General features: G+C 69.2%; 25 protein-coding genes and 1 pseudogene. 14 read left to right on the forward strand and 12 right to left on the reverse strand.

Annotation, left to right across the window (positions count from 1 at the left end; translation table 11 throughout):
- Positions 1-58: 58 nt before the first annotated feature.
- Entirely contained in the window at positions 59-514 is a 456-nt protein-coding gene (locus tag ABZV40_RS21325) for a hypothetical protein (RefSeq protein ID WP_355443995.1), read from the reverse strand.
- A 192-nt stretch (positions 515-706) separates the two neighbouring features.
- On the opposite strand from ABZV40_RS21325, the gene ABZV40_RS21330 reads away from it, so the two are divergent.
- The 3 genes from ABZV40_RS21330 (at position 707) to ABZV40_RS21340 (ending at position 3,081) form a co-directional block, all read left to right on the forward strand.
- Positions 707-1,441 carry a lysophospholipid acyltransferase family protein gene (locus ABZV40_RS21330; protein ID WP_355444208.1) on the forward strand — a complete coding sequence of 245 codons (735 nt, stop codon included), beginning with the start codon at positions 707-709 and terminating at the stop codon, positions 1,439-1,441.
- Between the two features lie 22 nt (positions 1,442-1,463).
- Positions 1,464-1,976 carry a polyadenylate-specific 3'-exoribonuclease AS gene (locus ABZV40_RS21335; RefSeq protein WP_355443998.1) on the forward strand — a complete coding sequence of 171 codons (513 nt, stop codon included), beginning with the start codon at positions 1,464-1,466 and terminating at the stop codon, positions 1,974-1,976.
- A gap of 76 nt (positions 1,977-2,052) precedes the next feature.
- Positions 2,053-3,081, forward strand: a complete 1,029-nt coding sequence (locus ABZV40_RS21340) for a 6-phosphofructokinase (RefSeq protein WP_355444001.1) — start codon at positions 2,053-2,055, stop codon at positions 3,079-3,081.
- Positions 3,082-3,178: 97 nt separating this feature from the next.
- On the opposite strand, the gene ABZV40_RS21345 is transcribed toward ABZV40_RS21340, so the two are convergent.
- A complete protein-coding gene (locus ABZV40_RS21345; protein WP_355444004.1) occupies positions 3,179-4,186 on the reverse strand; it encodes a DUF2891 domain-containing protein in 1,008 nt (335 codons plus the stop codon).
- 153 nt (positions 4,187-4,339) lie between these two features.
- Between ABZV40_RS21345 and ABZV40_RS21350 the strand changes: the two genes are divergently transcribed.
- Positions 4,340-5,728, forward strand: coding sequence for a class II 3-deoxy-7-phosphoheptulonate synthase (locus ABZV40_RS21350; protein WP_355444007.1), 1,389 nt, complete (start codon positions 4,340-4,342; stop codon positions 5,726-5,728).
- Positions 5,729-5,809: 81 nt separating this feature from the next.
- Here ABZV40_RS21350 and pknB read toward each other — a convergent pair whose 3' ends face one another.
- Positions 5,810-7,834, reverse strand: a complete 2,025-nt coding sequence (gene pknB, locus ABZV40_RS21355; protein ID WP_355444010.1) for a Stk1 family PASTA domain-containing Ser/Thr kinase — start codon at positions 7,832-7,834, stop codon at positions 5,810-5,812.
- A 77-nt stretch (positions 7,835-7,911) separates the two neighbouring features.
- Between pknB and ABZV40_RS21360 the strand changes: the two genes are divergently transcribed.
- Complete coding sequence (locus ABZV40_RS21360) at positions 7,912-8,277, forward strand: Rv2175c family DNA-binding protein (protein WP_355444013.1); 366 nt, start codon at positions 7,912-7,914, stop codon at positions 8,275-8,277.
- Between the two features lie 69 nt (positions 8,278-8,346).
- Positions 8,347-8,748 carry a hypothetical protein gene (locus ABZV40_RS21365; RefSeq protein ID WP_355444016.1) on the forward strand — a complete coding sequence of 134 codons (402 nt, stop codon included), beginning with the start codon at positions 8,347-8,349 and terminating at the stop codon, positions 8,746-8,748.
- An 8-nt stretch (positions 8,749-8,756) separates the two neighbouring features.
- On the opposite strand, the gene ABZV40_RS21370 is transcribed toward ABZV40_RS21365, so the two are convergent.
- The 3 genes from ABZV40_RS21370 to ABZV40_RS21380 form a co-directional block, all read right to left on the reverse strand.
- Positions 8,757-9,632: a phytoene/squalene synthase family protein gene (locus ABZV40_RS21370; protein WP_355444019.1), complete on the reverse strand. Its 876-nt coding sequence runs from the start codon at positions 9,630-9,632 to the stop codon at positions 8,757-8,759.
- On the reverse strand, positions 9,629-11,143 hold the full coding sequence (gene mptB, locus ABZV40_RS21375) for a polyprenol phosphomannose-dependent alpha 1,6 mannosyltransferase MptB (protein ID WP_355444022.1): 1,515 nt from the start codon (positions 11,141-11,143) through the stop codon (positions 9,629-9,631). The genes ABZV40_RS21370 and mptB overlap by 4 nt, the downstream gene beginning before the upstream one ends.
- 104 nt (positions 11,144-11,247) lie before the next feature.
- Positions 11,248-12,264, reverse strand: a complete 1,017-nt coding sequence (locus ABZV40_RS21380) for a polyprenyl synthetase family protein (RefSeq protein WP_355444211.1) — start codon at positions 12,262-12,264, stop codon at positions 11,248-11,250.
- Positions 12,265-12,419: 155 nt separating this feature from the next.
- Here ABZV40_RS21380 and metF point away from each other — a divergent pair, with 155 nt between their 5' ends.
- Complete coding sequence (metF, locus tag ABZV40_RS21385) at positions 12,420-13,301, forward strand: methylenetetrahydrofolate reductase [NAD(P)H] (RefSeq protein WP_355444025.1); 882 nt, start codon at positions 12,420-12,422, stop codon at positions 13,299-13,301.
- On the opposite strand, the gene ABZV40_RS21390 is transcribed toward metF, so the two are convergent.
- Positions 13,298-13,951: a DUF3153 domain-containing protein gene (locus ABZV40_RS21390; protein WP_355444028.1), complete on the reverse strand. Its 654-nt coding sequence runs from the start codon at positions 13,949-13,951 to the stop codon at positions 13,298-13,300. The two genes, metF and ABZV40_RS21390, sit on opposite strands and share 4 nt — an antisense overlap.
- A 106-nt stretch (positions 13,952-14,057) precedes the next feature.
- Here ABZV40_RS21390 and ABZV40_RS21395 point away from each other — a divergent pair, with 106 nt between their 5' ends.
- Positions 14,058-15,710 carry a DUF885 domain-containing protein gene (locus ABZV40_RS21395; RefSeq protein WP_355444031.1) on the forward strand — a complete coding sequence of 551 codons (1,653 nt, stop codon included), beginning with the start codon at positions 14,058-14,060 and terminating at the stop codon, positions 15,708-15,710.
- Positions 15,711-15,762: 52 nt separating this feature from the next.
- Here ABZV40_RS21395 and ABZV40_RS21400 read toward each other — a convergent pair whose 3' ends face one another.
- The gene (locus tag ABZV40_RS21400) at positions 15,763-16,257 is read right to left on the reverse strand and encodes a VOC family protein (RefSeq protein WP_355444034.1); all 495 of its coding nucleotides are present in this window, start codon (positions 16,255-16,257) and stop codon (positions 15,763-15,765) included.
- A gap of 24 nt (positions 16,258-16,281) precedes the next feature.
- On the opposite strand from ABZV40_RS21400, the gene ABZV40_RS21405 reads away from it, so the two are divergent.
- On the forward strand, positions 16,282-17,847 hold the full coding sequence (locus ABZV40_RS21405) for an alkaline phosphatase D family protein (protein WP_355444037.1): 1,566 nt from the start codon (positions 16,282-16,284) through the stop codon (positions 17,845-17,847).
- On the opposite strand, the gene ABZV40_RS21410 is transcribed toward ABZV40_RS21405, so the two are convergent.
- Positions 17,824-18,570 carry a maleylpyruvate isomerase N-terminal domain-containing protein gene (locus ABZV40_RS21410; protein ID WP_355444040.1) on the reverse strand — a complete coding sequence of 249 codons (747 nt, stop codon included), beginning with the start codon at positions 18,568-18,570 and terminating at the stop codon, positions 17,824-17,826. The two genes, ABZV40_RS21405 and ABZV40_RS21410, sit on opposite strands and share 24 nt — an antisense overlap.
- Positions 18,567-18,971 (reverse strand): SAV_6107 family HEPN domain-containing protein, encoded by a 405-nt coding sequence (locus tag ABZV40_RS21415; RefSeq protein ID WP_355444043.1) that lies wholly within the window; start codon positions 18,969-18,971, stop codon positions 18,567-18,569. The genes ABZV40_RS21410 and ABZV40_RS21415 overlap by 4 nt, the downstream gene beginning before the upstream one ends.
- Before the next feature lie 203 nt (positions 18,972-19,174).
- Between ABZV40_RS21415 and ABZV40_RS21420 the strand changes: the two genes are divergently transcribed.
- On the forward strand, positions 19,175-19,663 hold the full coding sequence (locus tag ABZV40_RS21420; RefSeq protein ID WP_355444046.1) for a YbaK/EbsC family protein: 489 nt from the start codon (positions 19,175-19,177) through the stop codon (positions 19,661-19,663).
- On the forward strand, positions 19,660-20,223 hold the full coding sequence (locus tag ABZV40_RS21425) for a GNAT family N-acetyltransferase (protein ID WP_355444049.1): 564 nt from the start codon (positions 19,660-19,662) through the stop codon (positions 20,221-20,223). Before ABZV40_RS21420 ends, ABZV40_RS21425 begins: the two co-directional genes overlap by 4 nt.
- Positions 20,224-20,241: 18 nt before the next feature.
- On the opposite strand, the gene ABZV40_RS21430 is transcribed toward ABZV40_RS21425, so the two are convergent.
- Both ABZV40_RS21430 and ABZV40_RS21435 read right to left on the reverse strand, forming a co-directional pair.
- Positions 20,242-20,949 carry an IS982 family transposase gene (locus ABZV40_RS21430; protein ID WP_355444215.1) on the reverse strand — a complete coding sequence of 236 codons (708 nt, stop codon included), beginning with the start codon at positions 20,947-20,949 and terminating at the stop codon, positions 20,242-20,244.
- 12 nt (positions 20,950-20,961) lie between these two features.
- A complete protein-coding gene (locus tag ABZV40_RS21435) occupies positions 20,962-21,156 on the reverse strand; it encodes a hypothetical protein (RefSeq protein ID WP_355444052.1) in 195 nt (64 codons plus the stop codon).
- A gap of 151 nt (positions 21,157-21,307) precedes the next feature.
- On the opposite strand from ABZV40_RS21435, the gene ABZV40_RS21440 reads away from it, so the two are divergent.
- The 3 genes and pseudogenes from ABZV40_RS21440 to ABZV40_RS21450 form a co-directional block, all read left to right on the forward strand.
- Positions 21,308-21,940: a GntR family transcriptional regulator gene (locus ABZV40_RS21440; RefSeq protein WP_355444055.1), complete on the forward strand. Its 633-nt coding sequence runs from the start codon at positions 21,308-21,310 to the stop codon at positions 21,938-21,940.
- Complete coding sequence (locus ABZV40_RS21445) at positions 21,937-22,926, forward strand: 1-aminocyclopropane-1-carboxylate deaminase (RefSeq protein WP_355444058.1); 990 nt, start codon at positions 21,937-21,939, stop codon at positions 22,924-22,926. The genes ABZV40_RS21440 and ABZV40_RS21445 overlap by 4 nt, the downstream gene beginning before the upstream one ends.
- Positions 22,927-23,121: 195 nt before the next feature.
- A pseudogene (locus ABZV40_RS21450) lies at positions 23,122-23,313 on the forward strand (transposase); the annotation flags it as partial.
- Positions 23,314-23,396: the final 83 nt, after the last annotated feature.

A 23,396-nucleotide genomic window follows, 5' to 3' on the forward strand; every position in this document is an offset into this window, starting at 1 on the left:
CGTTATCTGAAGGTTTGAGTGGCCGTTATCACGGTGTTACCAACCGGGACGTGACGCGTCACACCTGAGCGCCGTCGTCCCATCCCGAGTCGGGCGGCGGGGTGTTGCGCATGCGCAGGATCAGCCAGCCGACGCCCGCGCAGAGCGAGACGAGCGACAGCGGCGTGCCGATGCGCGCCTCGAGGCCGAAGAGGCCGGGGGCGACCAGGAGGACGATGCCGAGCACGAAGAGTCCGAGCGCGGCGATGGTCGAGGCGCGCAGCACCGGGAACGGCGGCGGCTCAGGCGGAATGTAGTGGTCCTCGTCGTCGCGGCCGCGCCGTTCGGGCTCGTCTTCGAGGTCGGGGGCGGGTTCGCCGGCCGAGTCGTCGAGCGTCCTGAGGTCTTCCGGGCTCGCCTCGTCGAGGTCGAGCCAGTCCTTGCCGACCCCGTCCCGTTCGAGACCCGCGACGATCTCGGCAAAGAGCTCGTCGACGTTCTCGGGGCCGTCGGTCGAGTCGCGCCGGGCGTTCATCCAGAGCCTCTCCGTGTGCCGCAACCCTATGACCCCTCATCGTTGCACGGGCGGGATGTGTTGCGGGTTACGGCAGTCGGCGCAGTCCTGGCGTGACGCTCTGCTTCGGGACTCGTTGTGTGAGAAGCGGTCGGCTCCGTAGGCTGATCGCCGGGATCAAGGTTCGCGGTGTCTAGGGAGGCGCTTCCCACGGTGCTGTACTGGTTGATGAAGCACGTCCTCCTGGGGCCGATTCTCCGGCTGTTCTTCCAGCCGAAGATCATCGAGGGTGCCGAGAACATCCCGAAGGAAGGTGGCGCGATCCTGGCGAGCAACCACCTCGCCGTCTCCGACTCCTTCTTCCTGCCGTTGATGTTGTCGCGGCGGGTGACCTTCCCCGCGAAGATCGAGTACTTCACCGGCACCGGGCTCAAGGGCACGTTGCAGAAGTGGTTCTTCTCCGGCGTCGGCCAGGTGCCGATCGACCGGTCCAGCGCCTCGGCCGCCCAGGGCGCGCTCGACACGGGCGTGCGGATCGTGCGCGAGGGCAAGCTGCTGGGCATCTACCCCGAGGGCACGCGGTCGCCGGACGGCCGCCTGTACAAGGGCAAGGTCGGTGTCGCGTGGATCGCGCTGGAGTCGGGCGCGCCGGTGATCCCGGTGGCGATGTTCGGCACGGACAAGGCGAACCCGATCGGCTCGAAGATGTGGAAGCCGTACCCGATCCGCATCAAGATCGGCAAGCCGCTCGACTTCTCCCGCTACGAGGGGCTGTCGAGTGACCGGTTCGTGCTGCGGTCGATCACCGACGAGATCATGTACTCGCTGATGGAGCTGTCCGGCCAGGAGTACGTCGACGTCTACGCGGCCAAGGCGAAGGAAGAGGCCACGAAGGGCCCCGAGCAGGGCAAGACCGCCGACCGGGTGCCCGAGACGAAGGCGAGCTGACCGCACCCCCTAGGGTGTCGCGGTGCGGTTCTTCTACGACTGTGAGTTCATCGAGGACGGGGTGACGATCGACCTCGTGTCGATCGGTGTGGTCGACGAGGAAGGCCGCGAGTTCTACGCCGTGTCGACCGAGTTCGACCCTGAGCGGGCCGGCCCGTGGGTGCGGCAGAACGTCCTCAACCAGCTGCCGTCGCCCGCCGACAAGGCGTGGCGCAGCCGTGAACGCATCCGCGAGGACCTGCTCGACTTCCTCGGCGCCCGCAACGCCGCCCGTGACGAGATCGAACTGTGGGCGTGGTTCGCCGCCTACGACCACGTCGCGCTGGCGCAGCTGTGGGGCGCCATGCCGGCGTTGCCGCGCGCTTTGCCCCGGTTCACGCGCGACCTGCGGCAGCGCTGGGACGACGTCGGCCGCCCCCGGCTGCCCGCGCCTCCGGCCGACGCGCACGACGCCCTCGCCGACGCGCGCCACAACCTCGCGCGGTGGAAGGTGATCGAGGAACACCGGCGCAAAATCGGCTTTCCCGTCCGGTAAGTGAGACCCGCGTTGCTGCACCGATACAGCTCGTGAAAGTCTGAGTGACACAGAACACGAGAGATTGGGCAAGCAGATGCGCATCGGTGTGCTCACTGGCGGTGGTGACTGCCCCGGTCTGAACGCCGTGATCCGGGCCGTGGTCCGCAAGGGCATCAAGGCACACGGCTGGGAGATCGTCGGGTTCCGCAACGGCTGGCAGGGTCCGATCGAGAACCTGACCAAGGAGATCGACCTCGCGGACGTCGAGGAGATCCTCACCCGCGGTGGCACGATCCTGGGCTCGTCGCGCACGAACCCCTACAAGGTCGAGGGTGGTGTCGACCGCATCCGCGAGACCATCGCGGCCAACAACATCGACGCCATCATCGCGATCGGTGGCGAGGACACCCTCGGTGTCGCCAAGCGCCTCACCGATGACGGCATCGGCGTCGTCGGTGTGCCGAAGACGATCGACAACGACCTCGGCGCCACGGACTACACGTTCGGCTTCGACACGGCCGTGCACATCGCGACCGAGGCCATCGACCGCCTGCGCACCACGGCCGAGTCGCACCACCGTGCGCTCGTCGTCGAGGTCATGGGCCGGCACGCGGGCTGGATCGCGCTGCACTCCGGTCTCGCCGGTGGCGCGAACGTCATCCTCGTGCCCGAGCGCCCGTTCAGCGTCGACAAGGTCGTCGAGTGGGTCGAGCGGCGCTTCGAGAGCGAGTTCGCGCCGATCATCGTCGTCGCCGAGGGTGCGATCCCCGAGGGCGGCGCCGAGGTGCTGCACTCCGGTGAGCGCGACGCCTTCGGTCACGTCCGCCTCGGCGGTGTCGGCCAGTGGCTCGCGGAGGAGATCGCGGACCGCACCGGCAAGGAGTCCCGCGCGGCCATCCTCGGTCACATCCAGCGCGGTGGTACGCCGACCGCGTACGACCGCGTCCTCGCGACCCGCTTCGGCCTGCACGCGGTCGACGCCGTCGCGGCCGGCGACTTCGGCACCATGGTCGCGCTGCGCGGCACGGACATCGTGCGCGTGAAGCTGTCCGAGGCGACGGCCGAGCTCAAGACCGTTCCGGCGGAGCGCTACGAAGAGGCCGAGGTCTTCTTCGGCGCCTGATCGCCGGTCCGATATCCAATATCCGATATATCGGTTATGCAAAAAACGTTTGCGGACGTCCGCAAACGTTTTTTGCATAAGGGTGAGTTTGCGCTGGTCAGAAGGCCTTCACGTCGAGGTAGGCGGCGAACGTGCCCAGCCAGTGGTCGGCCATGTAGCCGTGGCCGCCGAACACGTAGGTCCACCCGGCCTCGCGGTGGGCGGCGGAGGCGGTGCGGGCCAGCTCGGCGTACCGGTGCCCGGCGGGGAGGGCGTCCGCGATGGCCTCCCAGTTCCAGGCGCGGGACAACGTGAGCCCGGCCAGGTGCGATCCGTAGGGGTCGTCGGGGGCGTCGACCGGGAAGGGTTCGCGCAGAACGCGCCACCGTTCCGTGTCGAGCTCCGGCAGGTACGCGTCGAACCACGCCCCGAACTCCGAGGTGTCGAGAGCCCGGCGCATCAGGTCGGCCGTCGTCAGCGCGGGGGACAGGAAGTCGGCGGCGTCCGGCTCGAAGCCGCCGTACGCGAACTCCTCGCGGTGCCACCGCAGCGCCGCGTCGACGCACGCGGAGGCCAGCTCGAAGTCGCCGTTCACCTGTGCGGCGTCGAACACCAGCGCGGTCGCGAACGCGGTGTTGCCGTGCGTCCCGGTGCGCACCGGGAGCCGTGCCGCCGAGATCCACTCGAGCCACCGGTCGCGCAGGACGTCCGCGATCGGCGCCAACGACCACGGCAGGCCCGAGGTCCGCAGCTCCGCGTCGAGCAGCAACAACCACGCCCACCCGTACGGCCGCTCCCAGTGCCGTCCCGCCGGCGAGGCGAAGAACGCGGCCTCGACGGCGCAGTTCTCGTGCGTGATCAGCTTGTCCAACGTGTCACGGGCCAGGCCGGCCCCCGGCAGCGACGGGCGCAGCCGCAGCAGCCGCACCGCCAGCCACGTCTGGTGCACGCACGAGTGCCAGTCGAACGACCCGGCGAACACGGGGTGCAGCACCCGCTGCGGGACCAGCCGGTCGTCGCCGTCGATGACGTGCGACCAATGCACCGGGTGGTCGCGCTGGATGTTGTCGATCGCGATGGCCAGCAGCCGGGTCGCGGTGCTGTCATCCAATCGGGTGGCGTTCATGGCCACATCATGCAATGTGTCGTCTCAACAGGGCAGGTGTTGATAGTTGACGCGTAACGGACCTCACCGTCGAATGACGCGCAGTCCGGCACCCGTCCAACTGCTGACAGGCCCGGCCCGGTCTCTCAGTGTGGGACAACTAGGATGAGCAGCGTGAACTGGACCGTGGACGTGCCCATCGACACGCTTCCCGAGCTTCCGCCGCTGCCTCCCGAGATGCGCAAGCGCCTGGACGACGCACTGTCGCGTCCCGCCGCCCAGCAGCCGGAGTGGCCCGACGCCGAACAGGTGCGTCGTGTGCGGGCCGTGCTGGAGAGCGTGCCGCCGATCACCGTGCCCGCCGAGATCGACCGGCTGCACACGCAACTGGCGCAGGTCGCGAACGGTGAGGCGTTTCTTCTGCAGGGCGGTGACTGCGCGGAGACGTTCGCGGACAACACCGAGCCGCACATCCGCGCGAACATCCGGACCCTGCTGCAAATGGCCGTGGTTCTGACCTACGGCGCGAGCCTTCCGGTGGTGAAGGTCGGCCGCATCGCCGGGCAGTACGCCAAGCCGCGGTCGTCGAACATCGACGCGCTCGGCCTGCCGTCCTACCGCGGCGACATCATCAACTCCCTGGTCGCGACGCCAGAGGCCCGCATCCCGGACCCGAGCCGGATGATCCGCGCCTACGCCAACGCCGGTGCCGCGATGAACCTGCTGCGCGCGCTGACCGGCGCGGGTCTCGCGGACCTGCACCGGGTGCACGACTGGAACCGCGACTTCGTGCGCACCTCGCCCGCGGGCGAGCGCTACGAGGCGCTGGCCAGTGAGATCGACCGCGGCCTCAAGTTCATGTCCGCGTGCGGTGTCACCGACCAGTCGTTGCACGGCACGGAGATCTTCGCCTCGCACGAGGCGCTGCTCCTGGACTACGAACGCGCGCTGCTGCGCCTGGACACCACCGGTGAGCAGCCGCGGTTGTACGACCTGTCGTCGCACTTCGTGTGGATCGGTGAGCGCACCCGTCAGCTCGACGGCGCGCACATCGCGTTCGCGGAGATGCTCGCGAACCCGATCGGCCTCAAGATCGGCCCGACGACGTCGCCGGAGATGGCGGTGGAGTACGTCGAGCGGCTGGACCCTCGCAACGAACCGGGTCGGTTGACGCTGATCTCGCGCATGGGCAACCAGAAGGTGCGCGACGTGCTGCCGGCGATCGTCGAGAAGGTCGAGGCGTCCGGCCACAAGGTCATCTGGCAGTGCGACCCGATGCACGGCAACACCCACGAGTCGAGCACCGGCTACAAGACCCGGCACTTCGACCGGATCGTCGACGAGGTGCAGGGCTTCTTCGAGGTGCACCGCCGGCTCGGCACGCACCCCGGTGGCATCCACATCGAGCTCACGGGTGAGGACGTCACCGAGTGCCTCGGTGGCGCGCAGGAGATCTCCGACGACGACCTCGCCGGCCGCTACGAGACGGCGTGCGACCCGCGCCTGAACACGCAGCAGTCGCTGGAGCTCGCGTTCCTCGTCGCCGAGATGCTGCGCTCGTAGCGGGTTCGCTGAAGACGAGCTGAAGAACGAAGGGCCCCGCGTCGAGAACGCGGGGCCCTTCGCTTTGCTCCCCGTGCGGGGTCAGAGGCCGAAGATCGTGATCTCGGTGCCGCGGCGCACTTTCGTGCGCGGCGGGATCGACTGGTTCACCACGGTCGCGTTGTTGCTCCGGTTGAACTCGACCTTCACCTTCAGACCGGCCCGTTCGAGCTCCTCCTTGGCCTCACGCACCTTCAGCCGGGTCACCTCGGGGACCTCGACCTCCGAGTTGTCCTGGAAGAACACGGTGACCCGCTTGTTCGCCGTCGGGTCCAGCACGGTGCCCGCAGGCGGGTCCGTGCGCACCGCGCGTGCGTCGTCGCCGTTCGCGGCGTCCTGACCGCCCGCCTCGACCGGCTCCAGACCGGCGCGCTGCAGCTCGGCGAACGCGTCGTCCTTCGACTTGCCCGCCACGTTCGGCACCGGCCTGCGCGGCGCGGGTCCCTTGCTCAGCACCAGGGTCACCGGGCTGCCGATGTTCAACGCCGTACCGGGCCGCGGGTCCAGCGCCACGACCTTGCCGATCGGCACCGTGTCGTGGAACGCGTCCTTGGCCGGGTCCTTGACCGCCTTCAGGCCCGCTGCCTCGATCTCCTTGGTCGCGGCCTCGACCTCGACACCGACGTTGACGAACGGCACCACGGGCTTGCCGCGTGACACGACGACCTTCACGGACTGGCTCTTGCGCAGCTCCGTGCCCGCGGCGGGATCGGTGCTGATGACCTGGCCGTTCGGCACGTCGTTCGACGGAACCTTCTCGATCAGCGCCGTCAGGTCCGCGGCCCGCACCAGCTGCGACGCGTTCTGCTCGGACTGCCCGACCACCGCCGGCATCACCGTCCAGCGGCCCGCGCCGAGGTACCAGGCGAACAGGCCGACGATCAGCGCCAGCACCGCGACGACGGATCCCCAGATGATGAAGAGCCTCTTGCGGCGCTTGCGCTCCGCCTCGACGGGATCGACCTTCGGCTTCTTGGCACGGGTCTGGGGAGGGCGGCGACGTGCCGGCTCCGGCCTCGCCATCGTGCGCGTGGCGGAGATGCCGGGAGGTGGCGTCGGCGGGCCCGTGTGGATGGTAGTCATCGCGGACTGCATGGGCTGAACCGGCTGCACCGGCCGGGTCGCCTCGGCGACCGACGGGGGAGTGGCGCCGACCGCGACCGGGACCGGTCGCATGATCACGGTCTTGTCGTTCTCGGGCGCGGTGCCGGGAACGGGCACCGGTTGCGGCGTGAGGCCCAGCTCCGAGCCCACCCGTTCCAGCTCGGCGAGGAAGGCGTCCGCGTTCGCCGGGCGCAGCGACGGGTCACGCCGCGTCGCCTTGCGCACCAGCGTGTCGAGCGCCAGCGGGATCTCCGGGACCGACGGGACGTCCGAGTTCACGTGCTGGTAGGCCACCGAGATCGGCGTATCGCCGCGATACGGTGCCTGGCCCGCCAGCATCTCGTAGAGCACGATTCCAGCCGAATAGACGTCACTGCGCGCGTCCGCGGCCCCCGTCTCCACCTGTTCAGGTGAGAGGTACGCCACAGTCCCGAGGATCTCGCTGTCGCTCGTGACGCCGTTCTCGGCGATCGCGCGGGCCAGTCCGAAGTCCGCGACCTTGACCTGGCCACCCGGTCCGATCAGCACGTTCTCCGGCTTCACGTCACGGTGCACCAGTCCGGCGCGGTGGGCGGCGCCCAACGCGGACAGCACGGGGCCGAGAATGCTCAACGCAACGGCGGGAGGCAGCTTGCCGCGCTGGTTCAGCAGGTCACGGAGGTTTCCGCCGTCGATCAGCTCCATCACCAGGTACACCTGGTCACCGTCGACGCCCTGGTCGTGCACGGACACCACGGCCGGGTGATGCAACTGGGCTGCCGCGCGCGCCTCGCGCTCGAACCTCGCGACGAACGCGGGGTCCGCCGTCAGGTGCGGATCCATCACCTTGACGGCCACATCGCGATCGAGGCGGGTGTCGCGACCTCGATAGACGGTGGACATGCCACCGCGCGCGAGCACGGCGTCCACCCGGTAGCGCTGCTCGAGCAGTCCACCCATCACGTTCGAAACCGACCTCTCCACAGTGCGAGATGGTAAAGCTCAGGATGACCCGGTTGGCGGAAGGGCGTTCACAGTTCGGTTATGGCATCGTGACCCCCGTGAGTGCGATTCCTGCCGCTGCGGATGTACTGGCTGCCGACCTGGAGGTTCTTCCTCTTCCCGAGGTGGCCGACCGAATGGGACTTCCGGTCACCCGGGTCCACCAACTGCTGCGCGACGGGCAACTGCTCGCCGAGCGGCGGGACGGCGTTCTCGTCGTTCCCGAAGCGTTCCTCGCCGCCGGAACCGTGGTGAAAGGTCTGCCCGGCACGATCACGGTGCTGCGCGACCAGGGCTTCTCCACGGACGAGATCCTGCGCTGGCTCTTCACGGAGGACTCCAGCCTCCCTGGCACTCCGATCGAAGCATTGCGCGGTGACCGTGGGCGTGAGGTAAAGCGACGCGCGCAAGCCATGGGCTTCTAGTTCACACGATGTGGCGGTTCCGGGCGTCTCCGCAGGCGTGGGACGTCCGGAACCCCTGAACTGGTTCCCATGATCACCAAGACTCTGCTGGCCGGCCTCACCGCGGTCGGGCTGCTCCTCTCGCCGGTCGCCGCCAGTGCGGCTCCGGCCGTGCAGGCCAAGCCGACGACGCTCGAACTCGACGCCGGTGGCGCCAAGGTCAAGCTGAAGAAGGGCAACCAGCTCCAGATCAAGGGCAAGCTCGGCGCCGAGGGCGGCGAGCGTCAGCTCACCCTGGGTCTCGACGTGTTCGCGCAGGTCAAGGTCGGCGCCTCGACGTGGACGAACATCTACACCAGGTCCTGCACGCCGAACTCGACGTTCACCGCGAAGCTGACCATCGACGCTTCCGCCGACCTGCGCCTCTACTTCCCGGGCACCAGCGTCTACGCCTCCGCGACGTCCAACATCGTCGGGGTCGTCGTCATCTGACGCCGGCTTCATCTGGTCATCGCACGCGCGAGCAGTGCCCGGCCGACGCCGGGCACTGCCACCGCGAGACGTCGGGAGTTCGGTACCGCGACCCGCCGCCACAGCACCTCGCAGCCGATGAGGCCGAGGATGTCGCGATACAGCGTGTATGCCGTCTGCACACAGGGCCGCGACGACGGCGACAGCATCGAAATGCCTGGCCGGGCCGACTGATATATCGCATATGAGTGGGCGACGAGCTCGTCGAGCGCCCTTTGCACGCGGACGTTTGCACGACGATGGCGTCGAACCCATTGCAAAAGGTCGCGGTCGACGCCGTGCGCGCCGAGGACGTCCTGCGGCAGGTACACGCGGCCGCGGTCCAGGTCCTCGCCGACGTCGCGCAGGAAGTTCGTCAGCTGGAACGCCACACCGAGCCGGGCCGCGTACGGTTCGGCCTCCGCGCGGGGCACGACGGTGCCGAGCACGGGCAGCATCTGCAGGCCGATGACCTCCGCCGAACCGTGCATGTAGACGCCGAGCGCGTCGAGGTCGGCGTACTCGGTGACGTCGAGGTCCATCCGCATCGCCGCGAGGAAGTCCGTGAAGAGCGACCGGTCGATGTCGTAGCGGCGCATGGTGTCCGCCAGCGCGTGCAGGACCGGGTTCGACGGCTGCTTGTCGAGCAGCCGCTCCAGCCGGTTCAGCTCGCCTTCGCGGTCGTCGACTCCCGCGGCGTCGACGATCTCGTCGGCCCACCGCGCGAAGGCGTACAACGCGTGCACCGCGGGGCGCTGTTCAGGGCGCAGCAGCGTCGTGGCCAGGAAGAAGGTCTTGCCGTATCGCGCGTTCACCCGGCGGCACGCGGCGTACGCGGCGCCGATGTCCGATGTGTTGGAGCTCATTCGTAGCGGGTGGACAGGCCGAACGGGTCCGGCTTCACCAACGACCGCGCCGCGAGCACCGACACGACGAGCGCGAAGAACAGGTAGCCCCACGAGTACAGCGCCGTGTCGCCGTTCGGGAACGTCACCAGCAGCAGGAAGACCGAGGCGAGTGACACCGTCACCAGTGCGCCCGTGGTCCACATGAACCCGGCGGCGAGCGCCAGCGGCCAGCTGAAGTACCACGGCAGCGTCGCGGGGGACAGCAGCGCGACCGCGAGCATCGTCAGCGCGCCACGCCGGATGCTGTCGCGGACGTCGCCGTCTCGGGCCGCCCACCACTGCGTCCAGGCGATCCAGATCAGCAGGACCGACCCGAGCGCCCGCGCCACGCCGATGAAGATGCCGCCGTCGACGTAGACGAACCAGTTCACGACCATGCGCACGAAGTCGCCGACCGCGCTCGGGATCGACAGCCAGTTGATGATCATCGACGAGCTGCGCAGCGCGGGGATCCAGCCGAGGCTCACCCCGGCGACCAGCGTGCACGCCACGAACGCCCCGAGGAACGCCGCCGCGCCCGGCAGCAGCGCCTTGCGGAACTGGGCGCGCCGGTCGCCGTCCAGGCGCGCGGCCCAGATCCAGATCAGGAACGGCAGGATGACGACCGCCGTCGCCTTCACCGAGAAAGCGAGCCCGAGCAGCACGAAACCGAGCACGTGCCTGCGGTCGAGCACCAACAGCACGCCCGCGGCCATCAGGCCGATCATCAGCAGGTCGTTGTGCGCGCCACCGACCAGGTGGATCAGCAGCAACGGGTTCGCCGCCACCAGCCACAGCGCGATCGCCGACCGGCCGCCCAGGTGCCGGCTCAGGCCCGGCAGCGCCCAGCACAGCAGCACCAGTCCGCCGGCGAGCGAGAAGCGCATCGCGACGACGCCGAGGATCACGCTGGCGCCGGTGATCCACACGATCGCCTTGGCGACGAGGATGAACAGCGGTCCGTACGGCGCGGGCGTGTGCTGCCACACCCAGCTGACGTTCTCGCTCAGCGTGCTCTGCAGCACGGCGGGCCCGACCTCGTACGGGTCGTAGCCGCTCAGCGCGAGCTGGCCCTGCGCCAGGTAGCTGTAGATGTCCTTGCTGAACAGCGGCGGTGCGAAGAGCAGCGGCAACGTCCAGACCGTCACCGCGACCAGCACCGCGAAGTCGCCGATCTCGCCCCACCGCACGAGCCTGCCGAGCCGGATCCACGCCCAGATGACCAGGCCGAGGCCCAGGTACAGCACCATGCTCGCGAGGTCGCGGCCGTGGCCGTAGCGCAGCCAGCTCAGGCCGACCTGGGCGAGCAGCGGGTCGCGCTCCAGGATCGCGCCCGCGCCCATGCCGCCGAGCGCGACCAGTGCGACGCCCAGCAGGCCGAGCATGGTCGTGCGGATGGGGATGGCGTAGGTGTTCGTGCGCACGACTGGTGAGGGCTCCAGCGGAGACACCTCGGAGCTCGTGCGGGGGAGGGACGGAGTTGCTGCCATCGCCCGAACATCGTTGCACAACGCGCGGAAGCGTCAGCAAGCAACGGCCCAGACTGGTCACGAGGAGTTAATCAAGCGACCAGTCGCGTGAGTCGTGATCGACTTCAGAAGGCCCGCCTCGTGGAGCTGATCGCGAGGTCGGCCAGTTTGGTGGCGGCCGGCTCGGCCACGGGAGCCGCGTCGAGGGCGGCCAGCGCGCTCTTCGTGAGCTCCTCGATGCGCTCCTCGACGGCGTCGACGGCGCCGACCTTCACGAGTGCGCGGCGGACCTCCTCGACGGTGTCGAGGTCGAGGTCGGGCTTGCCGAGTGCGGTATCCAATATATCGGCGCCGAACTGCATGCCCAGTGCCACCAGCAGCGTCCGCTTGCCCTCGGCGAGGTCGTCACCGGCGGGTTTGCCGGTCACCTCCGGGTCGCCGAAGACGCCGAGCAGGTCGTCGCGCAGCTGGAACGCGACGCCGATGTCGGCACCGAACGACCGCAGCCCCGCGATCAGCTCCGGCGAGCCGCCCGCCATCGCCGCACCCATGTGCAACGGTCGTTCGACGGTGTACGCGGCGGTCTTGAGCCGGTCGATCCTCAGTGCCGCGTCCGCCGAGGAGTCGCCCCGCGCCTGCGTCAGCACGTCGAGGTACTGGCCGGCGAGCATCTCGGTGCGCATGTCCCGCCACGGCTCGCTCATCCGCCGCAGCACCTCGGCCGGCAGCCCGGCGGCGAACAGCATGTCGTCCGCCCACGCCAGCGCGATGTCGCCGATCAGGACGGCCGCCGACATGCCGAACCGCTCCGACGACCCGAGCCAGCCCTGCTCGCGGTGCCGCGCGCCGAACGCGATGTGCACCGTCGGCTTGCCCCGGCGCACCGAGGAGGCGTCCATCAGGTCGTCGTGGATCAACGCGCACGCCTGGATGAGCTCCAGCGAGCTGACCGCCGTGAGCACCTCGTCGGCGAGCTCACCGTCGGGATCGCCGCCCGCCGCGCGCCATCCCCACCACGCGTACGTCGGGCGGATGCGCTTGCCGCCGCCCAGCACGAAGTCCGAAAGCGCGTCCACCGCGCTCGCGAAGCTGGGGTCCATCGCCTCTCCGGACGCGCGCCGGGAGGCCAGGTACGTGGTCAACGCTTCTTCGACGTTCTGGGGCAACGCAACGTCGATGGGGTGGTGGGACACGTCCTCCATGGTCCGCTGTGTCCCGGGCCACGCGCATGCCGGGGCCCGCGTCCACATGATGAGCTGATGTCCCACCAGGCGGAAGTGCCATTAGGGTTGTACCCATGACGTCCGTGGTGGATCGGCTGCAGGGGCAGTCTCCCAAGTTCTCGGTCGAGTTCCTGCCACCGCGGGACGCCGAGGACGAGAAGGTCCTCTGGAAGGCGGTCCGCGAGCTGGAGGGTCTCGACCCGGCGTTCGTGTCGATCACGTACGGCGCCGGAGGGTCGCGGCGCGACCGCACGATCCGCGCCACCGGGCGGATCGCGCAGGAGACGACGCTGTTGCCGGTCGCGCACCTGACCGCCGTGGACCACTCGGTGGCGGAGCTGCGCAACGTGATCGGCTGGTACGCGGCGATCGGCGTGCGCAACATCCTCGCGCTGCGCGGCGACCCTCCCGGCGACCCGATGGGCGAGTGGGTCGCGCACCCGGAGGGCCTCAACTACGCCGACGAGCTGGTGCGGCTCGTCCGCGAGCTCGGCGACTTCTGCGTGGGCGTGGCCGCGTTCCCGTACGGGCACCCGCGCTCTGCCGACCTCGACACGGACCTGAAGTTCCTGCTGCGCAAGCTGAACGCGGGCGCGGACTACGCGGTGGCGCAGCTGTTCCACGCGCCGGAGCCGTTCCTGCGGCTGCGCGACAGGGTGGCGGCCGCGGGCTGTTCCGCGGCGATCCTGCCGGGGATCATGCCGATGCTGTCACCGCGCGGCCTGGCCAAGATCGTGGAGCTGTCCGGCGCCGACCTGCCGCCGGAGATCTCGCGCAGGCTGGAGCCTTATGCCGACGACGTCGCGGGCTTCCGCGCGACGGGCATCGACATCGCGACCGAGATGTGCCGGCGGCTGCTCGACGAGGGCGTGCCCGCGCTGCACTTCTACACGATGAACCGGTCGAAGGCGACGCGGGAAGTGTTGGGGCGCCTGGGTTTGGTGGCCAGGGCCTAAGTCATCACGTTGCGCTTGTGCGCGATGAGGGCGAGCACGACGACGATCAGCGCCGCACCGCCGGTGAGCCCGGCGACGAGCAGTGCCCAGCCGAGGAACGAGTCGGAGTCCTCGCCCGCGTACTGCACGGTGGCCTGGAGCATCGACGCCTGACCGGGCTTCGGAGACCACGCGATCGTGTTGTTCTCCTCCTCGCGGCCGTTGGTGTTCACGATCTTGCCGGGGAAGCTGACCTTCACCTGGATGTCCGCGCGTTCCACGGGCACCTGGGTGAGGTCGACCGACCCCGAGAGCGTGACAAGATCACCCGACCGGCGGAAGTTCAGGCTGTACCGGCTGTTCGAGGAGCTGGTGGACGACGAGAGCGTGCGCATCTCCTCGAACGACAGGCCGTTGAAGAACAGCTGCGTGCCCGAGTACGACTCCACCCGGTACGGCTTGGTGGTGACCCGGCTCGCGAGCTCCGGCGGCACCTTCAGCTGGGGGCCGGGGTCGTTGTCCTGCGTGGGCGGCGTGGCCGCGACGATCTCACCCGAGATGCGGTCGTCGTCCGACACGGCCATGGCCGCGTACACGCGAACGCAACCGCTCAACGAGAACAGGGTGAGCAGCAGGAAGACCGGCACCAGAAGTGCCCGGGATCGACGCACGGCGGACATCCTGCCAGGGCGGTCCAAACGACGCAGTCCCTCCTTTGGTCGTGAGCTTGACTAACTACCTTTTGGTGTCGACAGCCGCCAGGTAGCGTCTCGCGCCATGGCATCGGTGCACGACATCAGCAACAAGTACGTCAGCGACTACGTGGCGCTCGACCCCATCGCCGCGACCAACCTGGGCTTCGCCGGAGCCGAGGACCAGCTGACGGACTTCTCGCCGGAGGGCCACGCGGCACGGGACGAACTCGCCGTCCGCGCGCTCGCCGACGTCGCCGCGGCGACGCCCGCGTCCTCCTCGGAAGAGGCGGCGCGTGCCGTTTTCCTGGAACGAACGGGTCTGGAGCACGAGCTCTACGAGGCCGGCCACACCGAGTCGTCGTTGAACGTGATCGCGAGCCCGATCCAGTCGGTGCGCGACATCTTCGACCAGATGCCGACCGGCACGCCGGACGACTGGGCGACGATCGGGCGCCGTCTTGCCGCCGTGCCCGCCGCTCTGGGCGGTCTCCGCGCGTCTCTCTCGCACGCCGCTTCCCGTGGTCAGGTTTCCGCGCTGCGCCAGGTGACCAAGGTCGCCGCGCAGTGCGACGTCTGGGCCTCGACGTTCTTCACCTCGTTCGTCGCCTCGTCCGGGGCGGAGGGCGCGCTGCGCTCGTCGCTGGACGCCGGTGCCGCCGCCGCTTCGTCCGCGTACGCCGAGTTCGCCTCCTTCCTGCGCACGACGCTCGCCCCGCAGGCACCCGAGAAGGACGCCGTCGGCGAGGAGCGGTACCGCCTCGGTTCGCGCTACTTCACGGGGTCGCGGCTCGACCTGGCCGAGGCCTACGCGTGGGGCTGGGAGGAGTTCCTCGGCATCGAGGCCGAGATGAAGCAGGTCGCGGGCCGCCTGAAGCCGGGCGCCTCCCTGGCGGAGACCGCCGCCTACCTCGACGAGCACCCGCGCTACCAGGTCCACGGCCAGGACGGCCTGCAGGCGTGGATGCAGGAGCTGTCCGACAAGGCCCTGCTCGACCTGCGCGACGTGCACTTCGACCTGCCGGACGCGCTGATGAACCTCGAGTGCAGGATCGCGCCGCCCGGCGGTGGCGTCGGCGCCTACTACACGCCGCCGACCGCCGACTTCTCCCGTCCCGGCCGCATGTGGTGGTCGATCGCCGAGGGCAAGACGGTGTTCCCGACGTGGCGCGAGACGTCGACCGTCTACCACGAGGGCGTGCCGGGCCATCACCTCCAGTGCGCGACGGCGGTGTACCAGTCGGAGACGCTCAACGACTTCCAGCGCCTGCTGTGCTGGGTCTCCGGGCACGGCGAGGGCTGGGCGCTCTACTCGGAACGCCTCATGCGCGAGCTCGGCTACCTCGACGACGACGGCGACCTGCTCGGCATGCTCGACGCGCACCTGTTCCGCGCGGCCCGCGTGATCGTCGACATCGGCATGCACCTGGAGCTGGAGATCCCGGCGGGCACCGGTTTCCACCCCGGTGAGCGCTGGACCCCGGAGCTGGGCCTGGAGTTCATGCTCACCAGGACGCTGCAGGAACCCGCGGCCGCCCGCGACGAGATCGACCGCTACCTCGGCTGGCCGGGCCAGGCACCGGCCTACAAGATCGGCGAACGGCTCTGGCTCGCCGCCCGCGAGGACGCCCGTGCCCGCAAGGGCGCCGACTTCGACCTCAAGCGCTTCCACAAGGACGCGCTGGAGATGGGCTCGATGGGTCTCGACACCTTGCGGGAACGGCTGGCCGCTCTCTGACCTGGGCAAACCCGCCTCGCACAACTGATATATCGGATATTGGATATCGGGGTCAGCTCGGATCGGCCCACCGCACGCGCACGCGGTTGGTGATCGGGTCGGAGTCGTCGGTCCGCACGAACTCGAGCCACGGACCGGGCTCCGGCCGCACGGAAGCCCACCCGTCACCGCTGCGCACCACCGGGTGGCCGGTCGCCTGAGCCGAGGCCAGCGGGTCCGGCGAGTCGACGACGACGGCCGCGATCGCGCCGGTGTACTCGGGCCGGGGTTCCAGGACGCAGAACTCGTTGCCCTGCGGATCGCGCAACACGACCCACGGCACGTCGCGCTGCCCGATGTCGGCGTGCTCGGCGCCCAGCTTCAGAGCGCGCGCCACGATGTCCGCCTGGTGTTCGAGCGAGGTCGAGGCCAGGTCGATGTGCACCCGGTTCTTCTCGATCTTCGGGGCGTCGCTCCACACGAACGTCAGCTCGATCTCGTCGCCGGCGAACTCGGACCAGAACGCGGCCAGAGCGGGGGGATCTGCTGCGTCGAACGTGATTTCCACCCGTGCGAGGGTACTGTCTCGCGGGTGGCGAAGCTGGTGCTCGGACCGCTCCTCAGGCATGTGCACGGGACGTCCGCGACCGTGTGGGTCGAGACGGACGCGTCCTGCGACGTCACGGTCGCGGGGCACACGGCGAGGACGTTCCAGGCGGGCGGCCAGCACTTCGCCCTCGTGCGGCTGGAGAACCTGGGGCCGCGCACCGAGTACGACGTGAGGCTCGACGGGGAGGTCGTCTGGCCGGAACCTGGCAGCACGTTCCCGAAACCTGTGATTCGCACCGGTGAGGTCACCAGGATCGCGTTCGGCTCGTGCCGCGCCGCACCGAGCCGGCCGGTCGGGCCCGATGCCCTCGACGCCTTCGCGCAACGGCTCATGAGCATGCCGGAGCAGGAGTGGCCGCAGGCGCTGATCCTGTTGGGAGACCAGGTCTACGCCGACGAACCGACCGACGCCACCAAGCAGTGGCTGCGCGAACGCCGTCACGGCACGGAGGAGCCCGACGGCGAGGTCGTGCACTTCGCCGAGTACGCCCACCTCTACCACGAGACCTGGGGCGACCCGGAGATCCGCTGGCTGCTGTCGGTCGTGCCGTCGTCGATGATCTTCGACGACCACGACGTGCGCGACGACTGGAACACCTCCGCGGTGTGGCGGCAGGAGATGGCCGCGAAACCGTGGTGGCGCAACAGGATCCGCGGCGCCATCGCGTCCTACTGGGTGTACCAGCACCTCGGCAACCTCGGTCCGGAGGAGCTCGCGAGGGATCCCTTGTACGCCAAGGTGAAGGCGCAGGGCACGGACGTCCTGCCGCTGCTGGAGGAGTTCGCCGAGGAGGCGGACCGGGAGACGCGGGGCCGCAAGTCCACGTGGTGGAGCTTCCGCCGCGACTTCGGCCGCTCCCGACTGCTCATGGTCGACACGCGTTGCGGCCGCATCCTCGGTGACGGCAAGCGGCAGATGGTCAGCGACGAGGAGTTCGACTGGCTCGAACGCAACGCACAGGGCGACTACGACCACCTGCTGATCGGCTCGTCGCTGCCGTGGCTGATGCCGCACGCGCTCAGCCACTTCCAGTCCCTCAACGAGATCGGCGCGCGCAAACCCGGCTGGCAGGGCAGGGCCGCCGAGAAGATCCGGCAGGCGGCCGACCTCGAACACTGGCCGGCGTTCCGCGAGTCGTTCGACCGGCTCACCCGCATGATCGAGAAGGCCGCGAACAACGGTGCCGCAACGGTGTGCGTCCTCTCCGGCGACGTCCACCACAGCTACGTCGCCGAAGCCGAGTTCCCCACGCCCACCAAGGCGACGGTGACGCAGCTCGTGTGCTCGCCGGTGCACAACGAGCCGCCGAAGGTGTTCGAGCCCGCCTTCCGGCTGTCGTGGTCCCGCGCCGCGTCATGGGTGTTCCGCGGTCTCGCAACGCTGGCCGGCGTGCCGAAGGACCTGATGCGGTGGCGCAAGACCAGCGGGCCGCACTTCGGCAACTCCGTGGCGCTGCTGGAGTTCGACGGCCGCCGCGCCCGTTACCGGCTGTTGTCGGCAACGGGCGCGGAAACCGCGAACGTCCTACTTGGTCGCGAGCCGCAGTAGCGCCCACAGCTGCGCGATCGCGTCGTCGTCGCCGAAGGCCGTGACCATCCGGTCGGGCAGCCTTCCCCACAGCCAGCGGTACATCGTCATCGGGCTCGCCGACACCTGCGCGTCGGCGGCGTGCGCGTCCTCCGGGTTCACCACGCGCCACGCCGACGCGCCGCGCGGACCGCAACGGGTGAGCCACACGTCGTCCTCGACCTGGATGGCGACCAGGCTCTCCCGCGAACCGCGCACCCCGAGCACGTCCAGCTTGTGCCCCAGCCACAACGTCAGCACCTCGTCGACGCCGTCGACCGCGACCTCGTCGGTGACCGCGCCGACCTCCATTCCCGCGGCGCCCTGGACGTCCATGCGGTGCAACGTGGTCTCGTGCGCGAGCCGCCGCCGCCAGAACCCGTAGTTCTGCTGTGCCGGCCACCACGTCGCGCACGGTTCGTCCTCCTCATGCGCCTCCAGCTCGGCGAGCACGGCCTCCGCGCCCGTCCTCATGAACTCCAGCGGGTCTTCCCCGTCCGAAGGGAAGTCCTGCCATTCCCCGGTTTCCGGCTCGCGGCCGAGCCTGATCCACTCCAGTGCCCTGCGGTAACCGCTGCCCACGTGCCGGACGGTCTCGCCGAGATTCAGCCCGGGACAAGCGGGCACGCCCTTGTGCGGTGGCTGGCCGATCGCGGACATGGCGAGCAGTTCCGCCTCACGCCGCAGCACTTCCAGTGCGTTCACTGCTTGGCCTCGCTCATGACGCGGTCCACGAGCGTCACGAACTGGTCGGTCTGACGCACCAGGTCGTCAGCTGTGCGCGCGTTGACATGCCGTGTGATGCCCGCGAGCACAGCGGCCCGCGTGGACGACCACGACGCGAAGAACGTGGCCCACTCACGCATTTCCGGCGCGATCGAGGCGAGCAGCACCCACGCGCTGGTCGGCTTCGAACGTCCGCGATGGGGCCGTCCGCGCAACGCGAGCACCGCGGCGGCAGCACGCAGCGCGGCGAGGTAGGCGGTGGCGAACCGCTCCGACGGCTCGGGCGTGCGTTCGGACTCGGCGAGCGAGTCGCGAGCCTGCTGCAGCAGCGCGAGCGCAGAAGCGGGCGGTAACGGGATGGGGAAGTCGATGGCAGTCATCTCGGCCTCCTCGTGGCGTCGGTGAACGACGTCTCCGCCGAGGGGAAGCCGGCGGCTCTCGGAGGTGGGGTGCTTCCCCCACCCCACCTCCGAGGCATGGTGAGACTCGAACACATGTTCGAGTCACTGTCAGCGTAGCTCCCGGTCGATGGATTCCTCAACCCGCCCCACCACGTAGTGGCCAGTCGTGGTCTGATGGTGATGTGAGCGCGCTCGAACACCCCGGAATCCGCAAGGTCGCGGAAGCTCTGCCGGTCGCCACCGCCGAACGCATCGTCGTGCTGCCGGACGCCGTGAGGACTGCGGCGGCCGCGGCCGAGGCGGTGGGCGTGCAGGTCGGAGCGATCGCGAACAGCCTGTTGTTCGCCGCGGTGCGTGACGGCGTGGCGACCCCGCTGCTGGTGCTGACCTCGGGGGCGCACCGGGCGGACACGTCGCTGGTGGCCGCACTCGTCGGCGCGGACGCGGTGAAGCGCGCCGACCCGGAGTTCGTGCGTGAGCACACGGGGCAGGTGATCGGCGGTGTGTCGCCGGTCGGGCATCCCGCGCCGATCGAGACCCTGGTGGACGAGGCGTTGTCCGGTTACGAGGAGATCTGGGCAGCCGCCGGTCATCCGCACGCGGTGTACCCCACGACCTTCGCGGACCTGGTGGCGCTGACGGGCGGCCGTGTGGCGGTGGTGTCGGCATGACGGCGTCGCCGCGCCTGGAGCGCATCGTCGAGATGTCCGCGTCCGAGCTGAACGTCCGGCTCGGTGAAGCGCTCGCGCTGTACGTGACCGCGATGAACTACCCGCCCGGCACGGTCGAGCAACGCGCCCCGATGTGGCTCGCGCACATGATGCGCGAGGACTGGCGTTGTGTCGTGGCGCTGGGAGAGCGGGACGAGCTCGTCGGCATCGGCTACGGCTACCGCGGTGCCGCCGGGCAGTGGTGGCACGAGCAGGTGCGGCGCGGCCTGATGACCGTCGCTTCGCCTTCCGTCGTCGACGACTGGCTCACCGACTACTTCGAGCTGACCGAGCTCCACGTGCTGCCGCGCGCCCAGGGCCGTGGCCTCGGCGAGGACCTGTTGCGTCACCTCATGGAGGGTGTGCGGTCGTCCCGCGTGCTGCTGTCCACGCCGGAAGGGCCGAGCAAGGCGTGGAAGCTCTACCGGCGCGTCGGCTTCCAGGACGTGTTGCGGCACTACCAGTTCACCGGCGACCCGCGCCCGTTCGCGGTGCTCGGTCGCACCCTGCCGATCGTCTAGATGAGTAAGTCCAAGGGGTCAGTGATCGTAGGCGGTTAACGACCGCATGACCGGCTGCTCTGTCTTGTCGTTGTGCCAGATCGCGGCGGTCAATGCCAGAACACGTTGCAGGACACGGACTATCGCTCCGGCAGGGGTGCGTCCGCCGTGCCGTTCGAGGTCGAGCTGTGCTTTGAAGGTCTGGTTGATCGACTCGATGGTCTGGCGCAGCGGCTTGAACAGTCGCGCGCCAGGCCGCTCGGGCTCGTTCTTGCGGGTAGGGCGCAGTAGCTCGACCCCTGCTTCGATCAGGTCGCGTTCGAAGGCCTTGCCGTAGTAGTTCTTGTCGGCGATCAGGGTCTGACCTGGGCGGTTGTGTACCGGCGTGGGGTCGGCGGTGAAGATCTCGAGCAGGGTCTGGCGTTCGTCGGCCTTGGCGCCGGTCAGGGCGAAGGCGACCGGCAGGCCGCCCAGGGTGCAGACCAGGTGCAGCCGCAGTCCCCAGAAGTAGCGGGAGTGCGAGGCGCAGTACCCGTACTGCGCCCAGCCGGCCAGATCCGAGCGCTTCGTGGTCTCCCGTGAGCGGCCGCATTCCACTGGGGGCGAGTCGATCACCCACAGGTCGTCGGTCCACAGCGTGGTGTCCGTGGCGAGGACCCGGATGACGTTCTTGATCAGTTCAGCGGCGTGGCGCAGCCGCTTGTTGTAGCCCGATTGCTGAGGCAGGTACCGAAACAGGTGTCCCAGATGAGCGTGGGCTTAGCGCAGCCAGCGGGCCTCGGAGGTGTGGCCCAGCAGTGCCTGCATCACGGCCAGGGTGACCAGCTCGGCATCAGTCAGGCTGGGCACGATGCCGACCTTCGGCCGCCACGGTGCCAACCAGGGTTGTGCTCTGAGCAGATCGTCGGTTCTGACGTAGAGTGCGGTCGCGAGGATGTCTATGTCGGTCGTCACAACCCGTACATCGACACCCTCGCCTCATGTCTCCAGGTGCCTACCCCTTGGGCTTACTCATCTAGCCCGCCCGCATCCACTTCAGCCCCCGAGCAACCGCTCGGGGGCCTCTTTGTTGCGATCACCGGGTCGCCGCCCTACGCTCACTGATATGCAATATATTGGATATGGGTCACTGAAGGAGCGGGCCGCCGCCGAGATCAGGTCGGCGATCGTGCGGGGCGACCTGGAACCGGGCACGGCCATCAAGGACGTCGAGCTGGCGGAGAAGCTCGGCCTCTCCCGCACTCCGGTGCGCGAGGCGCTCGCCACGCTGACCGACGAGGGTCTCGTCGAGACCAAGCCGCACGCGTACACGCGCGTGACCGCGCTGGAACCGGAGCCGGTGCTCGACGCTCTCGTCGTCGTGCAGTCGATGCACTCCCTCGCCGTGGGCATCGCGGTGCAGAGGACGATGCCGGCCGAGGACATCGCCGCGATGCGCGCCGCGAACAAGGCGTTCAAGAAGGCACTCGACGCCAACAATGCTGCCGCCGCCCTGGCCGCCGACGACGAGTTCCACGCGGTGGCCGTCCACCGCTGCGACAACTTCGCGATCACCGCGACCATCGACCGCTACACGCCGCTGGTACGCCGGGCCGAGCACAGCCGCTTCTCCTCGCCGGGCGCCCGCCATTCCGTCACCCAGCACCAGCAGATCATCGAAGCCTGCGAGCAGGGCGACCACGCGCTCGCCTCCCGCCTGGTCGACGAGAACTGGGGCACCCTCAAGGAGGAACTGTGAACAGATTCCCGCTCCTCTTCGGTCCGTCGCCGGTCCACCGCCTGGACCGCCTGACCGCACACCTCGGTGGTGCCGCGGTGTGGGCGAAGCGCGAGGACTGCAACTCCGGCCTCGCCTACGGCGGCAACAAGACGCGCAAGCTCGAGTACCTCGTCGCCGACGCGCTCGCCACGGGCTGCGACACGCTGGTGTCGATCGGCGGCATCCAGTCCAACCACACGCGACAGGTGGCGGCGGCCGCGGCGCGTGCGGGCCTGAAAGCCGTGCTGGTGCAGGAAAGCTGGGTCGACTGGACCGACGTCGGCAGTGACCGGGTGGGCAACATCCTGCTCAGCCGCATGATGGGAGCCGACATCCGCCTGGTGGACGCCGAGTTCGGCATCGGCGTCAAACCCGCCTGGGAACAGGCGATCGAGGAGGTCCGCGCGTCCGGCGGCAAGCCCTACCCGATCCCGGCCGGAGCCTCCGACCACCCGCTGGGCGGCCTGGGCTTCGCGAACTGGGCGGACGAGGTCCGCCAGCAGGAAGCACAGCTCGGCGTCTTCTTCGACACCGTCATCGTCTGCTCCGTCACCGGCAGCACCCAGGCGGGCATGGTCGCCGGTTTCGCCGGCGACCCCAACCGCCGCGTGCTGGGCATCGACGCCTCGGCCAAGCCCGCTGAGACGCTCGACCAGATCACCCGCATCGCGCACAACACCGCCAAGCTCCGCGAGGTCACGATCTCCGACGGGGACGTCCTCCTCGACGACCGCTTCCACGCCGGCACCTACGGCATCGCCGATGAGTCCACTGTGGAGGCCATGCGGCTCGGCGCCGGTCTCGAAGGCATGATCACCGACCCCGTCTACGAGGGGAAGTCGCTGGCAGGTCTCATCCACCTGGTGTCCTCAGGTGAGATCGACCGCGACTCGACGGTGCTCTACGCGCATCTCGGCGGCCAGCCCGCGCTTAACGCCTACAGCTCGCTCTTCCCTGCTCAGTGATCAGACCCAGATGGGTCGGCATGTCGGCTTTGCTGCGGACAAGGCCTTCCAAGATCACGGTGTGCCTGAGGTGTTTCCGCCATGCGGACCCGGCTCCGCCATGCGGACCCGGCTCCGCCATGCGGACCCGGCTCCGAGCACCACCTGATCACCGACGCCACCGGCGTCCTGCTCACCGGCGGGCACATCGCATCCGTCATCGCCCGCCGCGGCGTCGACCACGGCTCCGGCCTCGGCACGGTCCGCTGGCCAGTCGAACGAACCTTCGCCCGGCGCAAAGGTTTCCGACGACTAAACTTCCGCACCGAACGGCGAGCCGACGTCCGTCAGGTCGTGTTCAGCCTCACCTGCTCGATCGTCTGCCTGCGCAAACTCGTTCTGAACTGATCCCTCGCCCTCGTCTTGCCGAGCGTCACTCGATCGGGTGACTCTTGTCCTGATTCGCCGGGTTCGCTCCTCCCGCATATATG

This window comes from Lentzea sp. NPDC004782, from assembly GCF_040609115.1.
Taxonomy (GTDB): domain Bacteria; phylum Actinomycetota; class Actinomycetes; order Mycobacteriales; family Pseudonocardiaceae; genus Lentzea.

Coding starts and splice junctions, on each gene's coding strand:
- mptB (WP_355444022.1), bottom strand. CDS start 11,143: ATGGCAGCAACTCCGTCCCTCCCCCGCACGAGCTCCGAGGTGTCTCCG.
- ABZV40_RS21395 (WP_355444031.1), top strand. CDS start 14,058: ATGGCATCGGTGCACGACATCAGCAACAAGTACGTCAGCGACTACGTG.
- ABZV40_RS21340 (WP_355444001.1), top strand. CDS start 2,053: ATGCGCATCGGTGTGCTCACTGGCGGTGGTGACTGCCCCGGTCTGAAC.
- ABZV40_RS21325 (WP_355443995.1), bottom strand. CDS start 514: ATGAACGCCCGGCGCGACTCGACCGACGGCCCCGAGAACGTCGACGAG.
- ABZV40_RS21365 (WP_355444016.1), top strand. CDS start 8,347: ATGATCACCAAGACTCTGCTGGCCGGCCTCACCGCGGTCGGGCTGCTC.
- ABZV40_RS21345 (WP_355444004.1), bottom strand. CDS start 4,186: ATGAACGCCACCCGATTGGATGACAGCACCGCGACCCGGCTGCTGGCC.
- ABZV40_RS21370 (WP_355444019.1), bottom strand. CDS start 9,632: ATGAGCTCCAACACATCGGACATCGGCGCCGCGTACGCCGCGTGCCGC.
- ABZV40_RS21415 (WP_355444043.1), bottom strand. CDS start 18,971: ATGACTGCCATCGACTTCCCCATCCCGTTACCGCCCGCTTCTGCGCTC.
- ABZV40_RS21425 (WP_355444049.1), top strand. CDS start 19,660: ATGACGGCGTCGCCGCGCCTGGAGCGCATCGTCGAGATGTCCGCGTCC.
- ABZV40_RS21440 (WP_355444055.1), top strand. CDS start 21,308: ATGCAATATATTGGATATGGGTCACTGAAGGAGCGGGCCGCCGCCGAG.
- metF (WP_355444025.1), top strand. CDS start 12,420: ATGACGTCCGTGGTGGATCGGCTGCAGGGGCAGTCTCCCAAGTTCTCG.